At 70.0% G+C, this 12,651-nt stretch carries 15 protein-coding genes and 1 riboswitch; of the genes, 8 read left to right on the top strand and 7 right to left on the bottom strand.

Annotation, left to right across the window (positions count from 1 at the left end; all coding sequences use genetic code 11):
* Positions 1–2 precede the first annotated feature (2 nt).
* From paaC to ACFYXF_RS03185, 4 genes are read left to right on the top strand one after another with little or no spacing between them, the layout of a single operon-like run.
* Entirely contained in the window at positions 3–830 is an 828-nt protein-coding gene (paaC, locus tag ACFYXF_RS03200) for a 1,2-phenylacetyl-CoA epoxidase subunit PaaC (protein ID WP_389347579.1), read from the top strand.
* Positions 824–1,330, top strand: coding sequence for a 1,2-phenylacetyl-CoA epoxidase subunit PaaD (gene paaD / locus ACFYXF_RS03195; RefSeq protein WP_389347577.1), 507 nt, complete (start codon positions 824–826; stop codon positions 1,328–1,330). Before paaC ends, paaD begins: the two co-directional genes overlap by 7 nt.
* Positions 1,330–2,439: a 1,2-phenylacetyl-CoA epoxidase subunit PaaE gene (gene paaE / locus ACFYXF_RS03190; protein WP_389347575.1), complete on the top strand. Its 1,110-nt coding sequence runs from the start codon at positions 1,330–1,332 to the stop codon at positions 2,437–2,439. The genes paaD and paaE overlap by 1 nt, the downstream gene beginning before the upstream one ends.
* 53 nt (positions 2,440–2,492) lie before the next feature.
* The gene (locus ACFYXF_RS03185; protein WP_389347573.1) at positions 2,493–2,915 is read left to right on the top strand and encodes a ferredoxin; all 423 of its coding nucleotides are present in this window, start codon (positions 2,493–2,495) and stop codon (positions 2,913–2,915) included.
* 24 nt (positions 2,916–2,939) lie between these two features.
* Here ACFYXF_RS03185 and ACFYXF_RS03180 read toward each other — a convergent pair whose 3' ends face one another.
* Positions 2,940–3,533 carry a histidine phosphatase family protein gene (locus tag ACFYXF_RS03180; RefSeq protein ID WP_389347571.1) on the bottom strand — a complete coding sequence of 198 codons (594 nt, stop codon included), beginning with the start codon at positions 3,531–3,533 and terminating at the stop codon, positions 2,940–2,942.
* A gap of 160 nt (positions 3,534–3,693) precedes the next feature.
* Positions 3,694–3,777: riboswitch (cobalamin riboswitch) on the top strand.
* Between the two features lie 61 nt (positions 3,778–3,838).
* Between ACFYXF_RS03180 and ACFYXF_RS03175 the strand changes: the two genes are divergently transcribed.
* The 3 genes from ACFYXF_RS03175 to ACFYXF_RS03165 all read left to right on the top strand — a co-directional run bounded on the left by ACFYXF_RS03175 (position 3,839) and on the right by ACFYXF_RS03165 (position 6,276).
* Complete coding sequence (locus ACFYXF_RS03175) at positions 3,839–4,060, top strand: CbtB-domain containing protein (protein WP_369029652.1); 222 nt, start codon at positions 3,839–3,841, stop codon at positions 4,058–4,060.
* 25 nt (positions 4,061–4,085) lie between these two features.
* Positions 4,086–4,862, top strand: coding sequence for a CbtA family protein (locus ACFYXF_RS03170; protein ID WP_389347568.1), 777 nt, complete (start codon positions 4,086–4,088; stop codon positions 4,860–4,862).
* A 235-nt stretch (positions 4,863–5,097) separates the two neighbouring features.
* Positions 5,098–6,276, top strand: coding sequence for an acyl-CoA dehydrogenase family protein (locus tag ACFYXF_RS03165; protein ID WP_389347566.1), 1,179 nt, complete (start codon positions 5,098–5,100; stop codon positions 6,274–6,276).
* 592 nt (positions 6,277–6,868) lie between these two features.
* Here the strand turns inward: ACFYXF_RS03165 and ACFYXF_RS03160 are convergent.
* Positions 6,869–7,597: a DUF6193 family natural product biosynthesis protein gene (locus ACFYXF_RS03160; RefSeq protein WP_389347564.1), complete on the bottom strand. Its 729-nt coding sequence runs from the start codon at positions 7,595–7,597 to the stop codon at positions 6,869–6,871.
* 272 nt (positions 7,598–7,869) lie between these two features.
* Between ACFYXF_RS03160 and ACFYXF_RS03155 the strand changes: the two genes are divergently transcribed.
* Complete coding sequence (locus tag ACFYXF_RS03155) at positions 7,870–8,379, top strand: nuclear transport factor 2 family protein (RefSeq protein ID WP_389347562.1); 510 nt, start codon at positions 7,870–7,872, stop codon at positions 8,377–8,379.
* A 22-nt stretch (positions 8,380–8,401) separates the two neighbouring features.
* On the opposite strand, the gene ACFYXF_RS03150 is transcribed toward ACFYXF_RS03155, so the two are convergent.
* From ACFYXF_RS03150 to ACFYXF_RS03130, 5 genes are all read right to left on the bottom strand, one after another.
* On the bottom strand, positions 8,402–9,064 hold the full coding sequence (locus ACFYXF_RS03150) for a TetR/AcrR family transcriptional regulator (protein ID WP_389347560.1): 663 nt from the start codon (positions 9,062–9,064) through the stop codon (positions 8,402–8,404).
* Between the two features lie 83 nt (positions 9,065–9,147).
* Positions 9,148–9,921: a TetR/AcrR family transcriptional regulator gene (locus tag ACFYXF_RS03145; protein WP_389347558.1), complete on the bottom strand. Its 774-nt coding sequence runs from the start codon at positions 9,919–9,921 to the stop codon at positions 9,148–9,150.
* 79 nt (positions 9,922–10,000) lie between these two features.
* On the bottom strand, positions 10,001–10,537 hold the full coding sequence (locus ACFYXF_RS03140) for an NAD(P)H-dependent oxidoreductase (protein WP_389347556.1): 537 nt from the start codon (positions 10,535–10,537) through the stop codon (positions 10,001–10,003).
* Positions 10,538–10,617: 80 nt separating this feature from the next.
* Complete coding sequence (gene mmsB, locus ACFYXF_RS03135; protein ID WP_389348451.1) at positions 10,618–11,502, bottom strand: 3-hydroxyisobutyrate dehydrogenase; 885 nt, start codon at positions 11,500–11,502, stop codon at positions 10,618–10,620.
* 32 nt (positions 11,503–11,534) lie between these two features.
* The gene (locus tag ACFYXF_RS03130) at positions 11,535–12,629 is read right to left on the bottom strand and encodes an enoyl-CoA hydratase/isomerase family protein (RefSeq protein WP_389347554.1); all 1,095 of its coding nucleotides are present in this window, start codon (positions 12,627–12,629) and stop codon (positions 11,535–11,537) included.
* Positions 12,630–12,651 lie beyond the last annotated feature (22 nt).

The following is a 12,651-nucleotide window of genomic DNA, read 5'->3' as shown; positions in this document are numbered from 1 at the left end:
GCATGAGTGACGACCACGTCTACATGACCCTCGCGGAGGGGCACGACGACGACACCCGCTGGGCCTACGGAACCGGCTTCGAGGACCCCCTGTACGGGGTCGACACCACCGTGCCCGAGGGCGTCGACCCCGGCGAACTGGCCGCCCTCTGCCTGACGTTGGCCGACGACGCCCTGGTCTCGGCCCAGCGACTTGGCGAGTGGGTCACCCGCGCCCCCGAACTGGAGGAGGAGGTCGCCCTGGCCAACATCGGCCTCGACCTCCTCGGCCAGGCCCGTCTGCTCTACGCGCGCGCGGGCCAGGTCGACGGCACCGGGCGCGACGAGGACGCCTACGCCTACTTCCGGGACGCCGGCGAGTTCCGCAACGTACGCCTGGCCGAACTCCCGGGCGGGGACTTCGCGTTCTCGATCGTGCGACTGCTGGTGCTCTCCAGCTGGCGGCTCGCGCACTTCGAGCGGCTGGTGTCGCACCCCGACCCCGTGCTCGCGGCCGTCGCGGCGAAGGGCGCGAAGGAGCTGGCCTACCACCGGCAGTACGCCGCCGAGTGGGCGGTGCGCCTGGGCGACGGCACGCAGGAGTCGCACCGGCGGATGCGCCGGGCCCAGGAGCAGGTCGCCCCGTACCTGGGCGAGTTGTTCACGGCGTACGACGTACGGGACGAGGTCGTCGCCGTCCTGCGCCAGGTCACCGAAGCCGCAGGACTGCCCATGCCGGTGTACCGGCCGCTGCCCGGATCGGGCCGCGGCGGCGAGCACACCGAGCATCTCGCCCCGCTGCTGGCCGAGTTGCAGAGCGTGGCCCGCGCCCATCCGGAGGCGACATGGTGAGCACCCTGCTCGATACCCGGCGCGCCCGGCGGATCGCCGCCCAGGTGCCGGACCCCGAGCTGCCCATGCTCACCCTGGCCGACCTGGGCGTTCTGCGGGGCGTCGAGCTGACCGAGGACGGCACGGTCGTCGCGAGCCTGACACCGACCTACTCCGGCTGCCCGGCGATGGCCGAGATGCGCGCCGGCGTCGCCGCCCGGCTGCGCGCGGCAGGGTACGCGCGCGTGGAGATCCGTACCGTCCTCGATCCGCCCTGGACCAGTGACTGGATCACCCCGGCGGGCCGCCGCAAGCTCACCGAGCACGGCATCGCCCCGCCCGGCGCCGCACCGCACGGCCCGGTCGCCCTCTCGCTGCTGCCCACCCGGCGCACCGTGCCCTGCCCCCGCTGCGGCTCGGCGGACACGGAGGAGACCTCCCGCTTCGCCGCCACGTCCTGCAAGGCCCTGTGGCGCTGCCGCGCCTGCCGCGAGCCGTTCGAGTACGTCAAGGAGATCTGATGGCCGCGACCGTCTCCCCGATCACCGTCCCGGCGGCAACAGCCCGTCGCCGCCCGGTCTTTCACGCCCTGAAGGTCGCCGACGTACGACGGCTGTGCGCGGACGCCGTCACCGTCGGCTTCGAGGTGCCGGACGGCCTGGCCGCCGAGTACGCCTTCGCGCCCGGGCAGTCGCTCACCCTGCGCCGGGAGTTCGAGGGGCGTGAGGAGCGGCGGTCGTACTCGATCTGTGCCCCCGCCGGTGAACAGCCCCGCATCGGTGTACGGGTGGTGCCGGGAGGCCTGTTCTCGTCCTGGCTGGTCGACGACGTGCGCCCGGGTGACGTCCTCGACGTGATGACCCCGACCGGCGCCTTCACCCCCGACCTGACCGCACCCGGCCGCCATGTCCTGATCGCCGCGGGCTCCGGCATCACCCCGATGATGTCGATCGCCGAGTCGGTCCTGGCCGCCGACGACCGCTCACAGGTCACCCTCCTGTACGGCAACCGGCGTACGGACACCGTGATGTTCGCCGACGAACTGGCGGACCTGAAGGACCTGTACCGTACGCGCTTCCAGCTGGGGCACGTACTGTCACGCGAACCGCGCGAGGCCGAACTGCTGTCCGGGCGGCTGGACGCCGAACGGCTCGCCGCGCTGCTCTCAGGCCTCGTCGACGTCCCCGGCACCGACCACTGGTGGCTGTGCGGGCCGCACGGCATGGTCCGCGACGCCCAGCGGCTGCTGGGCGAGTTGGGCGTGCCCGCCGGCCGCGTGCACCAGGAACTCTTCTACGCCGACGACCAGCCGTTCCACGAGGTCCAGCACACGGACGCGGTGGCCGAGGGCCCGGTGAGCCGGGTCACGATCACCCTCGACGGCCGCTCCACCACGACCGCGCTGTCCAGGGAGACCACCGTCCTGGACGGGGCCGCGCGCACCCGCCCCGACCTGCCGTTCGCCTGCAAGGGCGGCGTCTGCGGCACCTGCCGGGCCCTGGTCACCTCGGGCGAGGCGGACATGCGCCGCAACTACGCCCTCGAACCCGCCGAGGTCGACGCGGGCTACGTCCTGACCTGCCAGTCGTTCCCCGTCTCGGAGACGCTGACCGTCGACTACGACAGCTGACACGGAAGGGAGTGCCCGGGTTTGTCGGGGCCGGTTGCGGCAACCCGATCGGGGTGACCTCTACGACTACGCACAAGCCTCCGCCTACGCAACAGGAACTCTTCCGGTTCCTGGAGGACCGGTTCGTCTGCGCCCAGGCATGCACCGAGTGCGCACGGGCGACCGCACGGCGCGCGAGCTTCGTCGACCCCGACGGGTCCGCCGACGACGCCGTCGCACGCCGGAAGGGCATCTTGTGCGCGGAAGTGTGCGACGCGACCTGCCGACTGCTCTCCGAACAGGCGCCCCAGGACGAGGCCGCGCTCCGCGTCCAACTGGAGTGGTGCCGCACGGTCTGCCTGGAAACCGCCCAGATCCTCGACGACCACCTCGGAGCCGAGGACGCGTCGAAGGCATGCAGGGAGTGCGCCCAGGCATGCGCGGACTTCATCCGGACGATGGGGACGCCGGGCGCCGTGCGCGACGGTGGTGGCTGAGAGAGCCCTCGTCCGGCACTCCCGCTACTCCTCGTACTCCCCGTGCGGCGCCCCGAGCCGCCCCCCCACCCGTACGTTCCAGCGACCCGCCCGACCGCTCAACTCCGTTGCCGTCAGCGGCGGAACGTCGATCCGCCAGAACGCCGACTCGGGCGCCCCCAGCACCCGTACCGTCACCGCCCGTACGACCTCCGGCTCGACGACCGCGATCGAGCGGCCCGTCACCTGGGCCGCCGTGTCGTCCAGCCAGCGCGCGACCCGGTCGCACAGCGCGTGGACCGACTCGCCGCCGTGCGGGGCCGACTGGGGGTCCGTCAGCCACTGGGCCAGCGCCTCCGGTTCCTTCTCCGTCACCTCGGTGAGGGTCGCGCCGCGCCAGCGGCCCGCGTCCAGGCCGGCCGGGCCGGGGCCGGACACGGTGTCCAGGGCCAGCGCCTGAGCCGTCTCCCGGCAGCGCACGGTGGGGGAGACCCAGACCCGGGAGACCGGCGGGAGCGTCCCCGCCGCCACCCGGGCGAGCCGCAGGCCCGACTCGTCCAGGGGACAGTCGTCGTCGAAACGGGCCTCCCGCAGGGCCGCGCTGATCGCCGGTGAGATCAACATCACTCGGCTCGTCATCCGGTCGCTCCCGCGCTGCTCATTCCCGCCCCAAAGTCGTTGTCATGTACGGAACTTGGGGCAGCGTACGGCGCACCGGGGCACCGTACGCCGTCCCATGCGCCCTTGGCCGGATCCCCGCTTCGCGGTACGTTCTCGTCGATATTGACGACGGTTCGACGGAAGCCGGTGGGAATCCGGCACGGTCGCGCCACTGTAAGCCCCGTACGCACCCTCCCCGGTGCGGTCCGGGGGCAAGTCAGACCCGTGGCTGTCGTCCTCCGCACCACCGATACGGGACGCGAGTTCCCCCAGGAGGTCCTGTCATGGCACAGTCCGCCGTTCAGCCGACCGCTGCTCCCACCGCCGTACCCGCGAAGCTGCCGATCGGGGCGATCGCTCCCTGGGCGGTCTTCTTCGGCGTCCTGATGCTGGTGCTGCTCTACTTCGTCGGCGCCGAACAGGGCGCCACCTCCCTGGTCTCCGGCGAGGGCGTGCACGAATGGGTGCACGACGCCCGTCACCTGCTCGGCTTCCCCTGCCACTGACGACGACAGGGAAACGTACGAGCCCATGAACTCCGCCACTGTCAGAAACCTCCTGGTCCGCGGCATGTTCGCGGGCCTGGTCGCGGGCGCGCTCGCCTGGGGCGTCGCGTACTTCCTCGCCGAGCCGCTCGTCGACGACGCGATCGCGTTCGAGATGATGCACGAGGCGCACGGGCACGCCGAACAGGCCTTCGTCGCCCGTGCGTTGCAGTCCACGGTGGGTCTGGGGACCGGTGTCCTCATGTACGGCGTCGCGTTCGGCGGTATCGCCGCGCTCGCGTACTGCTTCGCGCTCGGCCGGATCGGCCGCTTCGGGCCGCGCGCGACCGCGCTGCTCCTCGCGGGGGCCGGGCTGTTCGCCGTGTACGTCGTGCCGTTCCTCAAGTACCCCGCCAACCCGCCCGCCGTCGGCGATGCGAACACCCTCGACCAGCGCACCGCGCTGTTCTTCCTGATGGTCGCGCTGAGCGTGCTGCTGGCCGTCGGTGCGGTGCTCCTGGGCAAGCGACTCGCACCGAGCCTGGGCAACTGGAACGCGACCCTCGCCGCTGTCGCCTTCTTCGTCCTGGCCGTCGGACTCGCGTACGCGTTCCTGCCGTCGTTCACCAACGAGGTCCCGGAGGGCTTCTCCGCGAGCCTGCTGTGGCAGTACCGCGTGGCCACGCTCGCCATCCAGGCGACCATGTGGACCGCGTTCGGCCTGGTCTTCGGTCTGCTGGCGGAACGGCTGCTGGTGCCGAGGGCGACAGCGGCCGTGGGAGCCAGCGGTGCCGAGTCCCAGGCAACTCCCGTGGCGCACTGAGAGGTTCGGTTCGGGAGCGCCCCAAAGGGGCGCGGGGAACTGCGCGACCAGCCCCCACCGGCCCGCAGCCACGAACCGCATGACCGGCGCACCGCCAAGCCCTGAGGGGGTCCCGGACGTCCGGGACCCCCTCAGGCGTGTACGCACACGTCCACGCACCGCCATTCCCAATTTCTGGAACACGTTCTACCGTGTGCGCCGTCAGGTCCGGCCTTGGGAGCCAGCAGGAGGCGCCGTGCATCTCGAATACACGCCCGAGCAGCAGCGACTGCGCACCGAACTCCGCGCCTACTTCGCCGAGTTGGTGCCGGACCGCGCCTACTCGCGGTTCGGCGACCCAGCCGCCCAGAAACGCTTCTACCGCGACACCATCCGCCGCCTCGGCGCCGACCGCTGGCTCGGTGTCGGCTGGCCGCAGGAGTACGGGGGGCGCGGGCTGACCCCGATGGAACAGTTCATCTTCTTCGACGAGGCCGCACAGGCGGGCGTACCGCTGCCGCTCATGGCGCTCAACACCGTCGGCCCGACGATCATGCGGTACGGCAGCGACGAGCAGAAGACGTACTTCCTGCCGAAGATCCTGGCCGGCGAGATCGACTTCGCGATCGGCTACAGCGAGCCGGAGGCGGGCACCGATCTCGCCGCCCTGAAGACGCGTGCGGTACGGGACGGGGACGAGTACGTCGTCAACGGCCAGAAGATCTGGACGACGAACGGCGACACCGCGGACTGGGTGTGGCTGGCCGTCCGTACGGACCCGGACGCCCCGCCGCACAAGGGCATCACCATGCTCCTGATGCCGACCACCGACCCCGGCTACTCCTGCACCCTCATCCGCACCCTCGCCTCGCACGACACCACCGCCAGCTACTACGAGAACGTCCGCGTCCCCGTCGCCCACCGGGTCGGCGAGGAGAACCAGGGCTGGCGGCTGATCACCAACCAGCTCAACCACGAACGCGTCACCCTCGCCGCACACGGCACGATGGCCATCCGCTCCCTGCACGACGTACAGCGCTGGGCGATGGAGACCAAGCTCGCCGACGGCCGCCGCGTCGTCGACCTGCCCTGGGTCCGCCGCCGCCTCGCCCAGACCCACACCAAGCTCGACGCGATGAAACTCCTCAACTGGCAGATGGTGAACGCCGTCCAGGAAGGCACCCTCACCCCGCAGGACGCCTCCGCGGTCAAGGTGTACGGCTCCGAGGCCCGCCGCGAGGCCTACGCCTGGCTCCTGGAGATCGTCGCCGCCCCCGGGGCCCTGAAGGAGGGCTCGGCCGGCGAGATCCTCCATGGCGAACTGGAACGCGGCTACCGCTCGGCGGTGATCTTCACCTTCGGGGGCGGCAACAACGAGATCCAGCGGGAGATCATCTCGTGGATCGGGCTGGGGATGCCGAGGGTGCGACGCTGACCCGCTGTGACTGTGCGTCGTGTCGGCCGTCTGCCGATTCGGTACGTTGCCCAGATGAACGAAGGCTCTGACCGCGGCCTTCGTTTCAGCACGACACCCGACCTGGCTGAAGGCTCTCCCTTCTCTGTCGCGTTGACCGATCTGGGGGAAAAGGGAGTTCGTGTCTTGGGTCTGTTGCGGTCAGTAGACCGGCTACTGGCGGAGGAGCAGGAGTGGGAGCGGCGAAGTGAGATCGTGATCTCTTGCTGTCGCGGCGCGGATCGGGAACCGCCGCGAGGCAGTCCAGCAGGCCCGGATGCTCCCCGGACTCAGCAGGCCGGGCGGTGGCGAGCCAGCCCAGGCCAGTGGGGACAGGCGATGATGAACGGGCAGGCGCGGTCTTCCGTCGCGGGGATCAGGAACTCGACACCTCATGATCGCCTGGAAGGCGTGCCTGCCTTCGTCTCACCGGAATTGCAAACTGCGCAGCCACGCTGACGACCTGTGACCGGTTGGATATCCCCGCCTGCGCCCGTCTGGCGATGAGTCATGTGGTCATGAAAGTGGTCGCCGTCAGTAACTGAGTTCGGACTGCTGATTCCCGATGCGGGCATCACGCAGGTGACTCGCCGTTTCCGGCGGCGGCCGGGCCGAGGGTCGGTGGCAGGTGGGCCACCGCCAAGGCGACAGCCTCGTCGGCTGTGGCAGCTTCGCCGAGGACACCCTCGTGAAGAAACCGCTGAACGCGGTAGGGGCGTCCGGCGTGGGACGGGACAATGGCGACCACCACAGGGGAGCTGTGCCCGGTGTAGGCGCTGAACCCGAGCGTCCAGTGGCTGGACATCGGGGAGAGCTGCCGCAGGCGCGGTTCGGTCTGGGCAGCTTCCACGAGCAGGCCGAACTCAGGGAAGTGCGGCGCAGCGGCGGCCTGTTCCCGCAGCAGACGCCAGCTCACGTCAACCGCTGCGGCCGGCCCGCGTTCGTGAGCCTCGGCAAGCTCGCTGGAGTGCAGAAACGGCAGTTGCGCGTGCAGTTCCCGCAGGCTCTTGCCCTCCCCCCACGCCACGCCTGCCCGGACGACGTCAGCGAGGTCGGGGGTTGCTCCGGTGATGAGTTCGATCCCCTGGCTCCAACCGGAAACACCGAACCAGCGCCTCTCGGCTCCGATGAGAACGGACAGCGGCTGACGTTCAGGAGCCAAGGCCGCGATGCCCGCCGAAACGGCTGGTCCCCAGTCCCCGGGCACGGTCACGAGATCGACACCAAGGTCGGCCGCCACCTGGTCCAAGGCGGCGGCCAGGCTGCCCGCGGCGGCCAGGTCGGGATAGAGATCGGAGTTCACGGTCAAATTGTGCCTTCACCGCGCTCTGGCAAAGAAGAGCAATTGACGAACGATGTGCCGCCGGGCGCCGAGGCGCACGGGGAGAAGGTCTTGGCCACCGTTCAGACCTGAACCGGCATCAACGCGGACAGATCTTGCCGCAAGTAGGGACCGCCAATCCATGGACAAACGCTCCTCTCCCGCCCTGGCAGAGGTGCTTTTACGGTCGGTACTGCGGGGCGGTTCACCGGCTCGTGGCGCGAACCAATTGTGTCCAGTACCAGGAGATGACCATGAAGACCTCTGTCTCTCGCCGCTCGGCCACCCTGGCCGCTGTGGGTGCGATCACCGCCGTCACGCTGACCGTCGCGGGTACGGCCTCGGCCAGTCCGGAGGCCGGCCGCGGCCATCACCGGCCGGAGAGCCAGGTGCAGCACAACGAGCGTGTCGCCGTTGCCTTCCTGGATCTGGCCTTCAACAAGAAGCAGCCCCAGGCAGCTGCCGACCGTTATGTCGGCTCGGAGTTCATTCAGCACAACCCGCTGTCCGCCGACGGCACGAAGCCGTTCGTCGCATACGTGACGTGGCGGACCACCCAGTCCCCGGACCTGAAGTTCGACTTCAAGCGGGTGTTCGGCGAGAAGAACCTGGTGGCGGTGCACTACAAGCGGACCTACGACGCGGCCGACCGCGGCGCCGCTGTGATGGACATCTTCCGGTTCGAGAAGGGCAAGATCGTCGAGCACTGGGATGTCATCCAGGACATTCCGGAGACGTCGATGAACGACAACACCATGTTCTGAGCAGCCGTTGTCCGGGGGCCGGTCACAGGCCGTACATGGTGCGGAAGAACTGGTCGATCTCGCGGCGGCTGGGCGCGGGCCGGGGCAGTGTCTCGGAGCTGGGGGCGCGCAGCCCGTCGAGCAGGACACCGACGCAGCGGTCGCCCAGGTCCACCGTCGGGCCGGCGTCGTCCGGGTCGGGCAGGCGTGGGGGGATCGAGTTGAGCATCAGGACGATGTCGTAGGCGGTCACGTCCTGGCGCAGGGCCCCCGCACGCTGGGTCCTGGCCACCAGGTCCTCCAGGGCGGTCAGGAGCCGGGTGCGGACCTCGGCCAGTTCGGGTCCCGGTTCCTTGGCCCGCCCCCGGGACACGGGGAAGAGCTGGCTGCTCCGCAGGCGCACCATGTGGCGCACCACCCGGGTGAACGCGGCCCATGTGGCGGGTTGTTCGGCCAGGGCGCGTCGCACCTCGTCCACGCTCTCCCGCATCACCTTGACGGCGACGTGTTCCACCAGGGCGGTCTTGTTCGGGAAGTGCCGGTAGATGGTGCCCATGCCCAGACCGGAACGCCGGGCGACCTCCGCGATCGACGCCTGGTAACCGAGATCGGCGAAGACCTCCTGGGCGACATCGAGGATCTGCTCGACGTTCTGCCGGGCGTCGGCACGCAACGGACGCCCGGCAGGAGGTGTGGACGGGCTCATTCGGCTCCGATGCTGGCCACCGTACGAGGCGGCCGGAAAATGGTTCTCTGCCTGGTCCCGACGACGTCGTCGGGGTTCGGATCCTACGAGTCGTCGCGGGCCTGTTCGTCGAGTGTCCGCTCCAGGTAGTCGAGGTCCTCGCGCAGGAGTGCGAGGGCGGCCCTGGGGCCGGGTGTGCCGGGGGTCCTCGTGGTCGTCTGCTGCACCATGGACAGGGCCAGTTCGGCGATCTGCTCCGCGACCTCCTCGGGGCTCTGGCCGTGCTCGCCGGTCGGGTGGTGCCACCAGGCCACCCAGTTGCACATCCCGGCGACCGCGAGTGCGGCCGTGCGGGTCTCGACCGGACGGAACTGTCCCTTGAGGACGCCCTCGTCGATCACCTGGATCAGATGGCGCAGGGTGCTGCGCTGGGCGGCCCGCTGGGTCTCGGCCACGGCAGGCGGAAGGTCCGCCTCCGAGCGCAGCAGCAACTGGAAGCGGCTCGGCTGGCTCGCCCGTTGCAGGGTGATCAGGTGCGCGATGCGGCGCAGCCGGTCGGCGGGATCGGCGTCGGAGTCCGCCGCGAGGGCTTCGATCTCCGCCGCCGGTCCTTCGGTGATCTCCTCGACGAGCTTGGCGAGCAGCTCGTCCTTGCTCTTGACGTAGTAGTAGAGGGCCGGCCGGGTGATGCCCATGGCCTCGGCGATGTCCCCCAGGTTGGTGCCGGCGAAGCCGCGCTCGGCGAACAGCCGGGACGCCTGCTCGAACATCTCGTTCTCGACGAGCTCGCGCCGGGCCGAGGGGCGACCGGCCGAAGTGCCCTTCGCCCCGCCGCTGGAGGTGGACTCGGCTGCGGTCTTTCGCGCGCTTTTCGTCATGAAGACGATCGTAGCGACGCCGGACGCGCGGGAACGGCATAAAATCTTTGCCGACAGCGAATTTTTGACCTTGAAGTAACTAGGCGAAGGAGGCCAGCATCGCGCGGTACTGCTTGCCCGCCGTCACGACATCCTCGTGCGGGACGCCGAAGTTGGTGCCGTACAGCTTGAAGGCCGGCTGTATGTCGAACTGGCACAGGCGCAGTGTGCTGTCCCAGTTGTTGAGGAGTTCGTCGGCGGTACGGCCGACCAGACCCTCGTAGGTGTACTGGTCCTGTGTGCCGCCGATGGTGACGGCGACCATGCCCTTCTTGCCGACAGTCCGGCTCCGTCTGCCCTCGTAGTTGAACGCCCAGCCGTGCGTCAGGACGATGTCCTGCCACTGCTGGAAGAGGGGGGTGGTATTGTACCAGTGCATCGGGTGCTGGAAGACGATGACATCGTGCTCGGCGAGCAGGTCCCGCTCCGCGTCGCCGTCCACGGCGAAATCGGGGTACGTGGCGTAGAGATCGTGCACGGTCACATGTCCGAGGTCCTTGACACCGTCGAGCAGTGCCGCGTTGTACTTCGACCGGGACAGATCCGGATGACCTACGAGGATGAGTACTTTCGACATGCTGGGCCGACCTTTTCGTTGTTTCCGGGGGAGGGAGTCGGAGTCGGTGCCGGAGGAGTTCGTCTGTGCTGCGGTGCCGGTCACGCGGGACCGGCGTCCGGGCGGCGCGTGTTCTCTCCCTCCCTGATGACTCGTACGATCCCGGAGAAGTCCTCGTCCGCCCCCGCGCCCTGGGCGAACTCCGCGAACAACTCGGCCGCGCGCAGGCCCAGTTCGGCGTTGACCCCGCCGGCCCGGGCGGCGCTCGCGGCGAGACCCAGGTCCTTGGCCATCAGCGGGGCGGCGAATCCGGGCCGGTAGCCGTGGTTGGCCGGGCTCGTCGGAACCGGGCCGGGTACCGGGCAGTTGACCGTCAGTGCCCAGCACTGTCCGGAGGATGTCGAGGCCACGTCGTAGAGCGCTTCGTTGGACAGGCCCAGGCTCTCGCCGAGTACGAACGCCTCGCTCACCGCGATCATGGAGATGCCGACGATCATGTTGTTGCAGATCTTGGCCGCCTGGCCCGCGCCCGCGGGACCGCAGTGCACCACCTTGCGGCCCATCGCCGCCAACAGCGGCTCGGCCTGCGGGAGATCCTCCGCGCCGCCGCCCACCATGAAGGTCAGCGTGGCGTCCTCGGCACCGATCACACCCCCGGAGACCGGTGCGTCGAGGGCACGGTGACCGGCCCGGACGGCGGCCTCGTGGGCGGCGCGCGCATCCGCCACGTCGATGGTCGAGCAGTCGATGAACAGGGTGCCGGGCGCTGCCGCCGCGAGCAGGCCTTCCTCCTGGTAGACGGACAGGACATGGCGGCCGACGGGCAGCATGGTGATCACCGCATCGGCGCCCGCCGCGGCCTCCGGCGCCGACGCGACCACTTCGACGCCCGCCGCGGCTGCCGCCGCCCGTGCTTCGGGCGCCAGGTCGAAGCCCCGTACCCGGTGTCCGGCCTTGACCAGATGGGCGGCCATCGGTCCGCCCATGTGGCCGAGACCGACGAAACCCACGTGTGCGTTCACTGGGGCACCTCCTGCAGGGAGTCATCGAGGGTGATGGTGAGTTCCCGCTCGCCGAGCGGGGCGAAGAAGCGCGCCACGGTCTCGTCCGTGACGTCGTGGAGGGAGGCCGGGGACCAGCGTGGGTCGCGGTCCTTGTCGATGATCCGGGCCCGGATGCCCTCCACCAGATCGGGAGAGGAGAGGGCCGCACACGACACCCGGTACTCCTGTTCCAGCACACGTTCCAGCGAGCCGAGGGAGCGGGCCCGGCGCAGCGCGGCAAGGGTGACCTTGAGCGCGGTGGGCGACCTGGCCAGGATGGTTTCGGCGGTGGCCTTCGCCTCCGGGTCACCGCAGTCGAGCAGCCGGTCCACGATCTCCTCGACCGAGTCCGCGGCGTAGCAGTGGTCGATCCACTCCCGGTGCCCGGTCAGCGCACCGGCCGGTGGCTCCGCCGAGTAGCGGGCGAGCGCCTTGGGCACCTGTGATCCGGCAAGTGCGACGAGGAGACCTGGCACCAGGACGGACGGTACGAAGTGATCGGCGAGCCCGCACAGAACGGCATCGGCCGCACCCACCGGAGCGCCGGTCAGCGCCAGATGCGTACCGAGTTCGCCGGGTGCACGCGCCAGCAGATGGGTGCCGCCCACGTCGGGGGCGAGGCCGATGGCGGTCTCGGGCATGGCGACCTGCGAGCGTTCCGTGACGATCCGTACGCTGCCGTGGGCCGACACACCGACCCCGCCGCCCATCACGATGCCGTCCATGACGGCGACATAGGGCTTGGGGAAGCGGGCGATGCGGGCGTTGAGGCGGTACTCGTCGGCCCAGAAGGCAGCCGATGCCCGGCCGTCCCCGGTGCGTGCGTCGTCGTGGAAGAGACGGATGTCGCCGCCCGCGCACAGGCCCCGCTCTCCCGCGCCGCTGATCACCACCGTCGCGACGGCCGGGTCGCGCGCCCAGGCGGCGAGCGCCGCGTCGATCGTACGGATCATGGGGTGGGTGAGGGCGTTGAGTTTTTCCGGCCTGTTGAGGGTGATACGGCCGGCGCGGCCTTCGACCCGCAGTAGTACGTCGGTCTCGTCGGCGCCACCGATGTCCGCGAAAGGCATGATCGTTCTGCTTTCCTCCCTC

The sequence above is a fragment of the Streptomyces sp. NPDC002680 genome (assembly GCF_042889145.1).
GTDB classification, from domain to species: Bacteria; Actinomycetota; Actinomycetes; order Streptomycetales; family Streptomycetaceae; genus Streptomyces; species Streptomyces adonidis.
The sequence above is the reverse complement of the archived record's forward strand: the minus strand, read 5'-3'. Positions and strand labels throughout refer to the sequence as shown.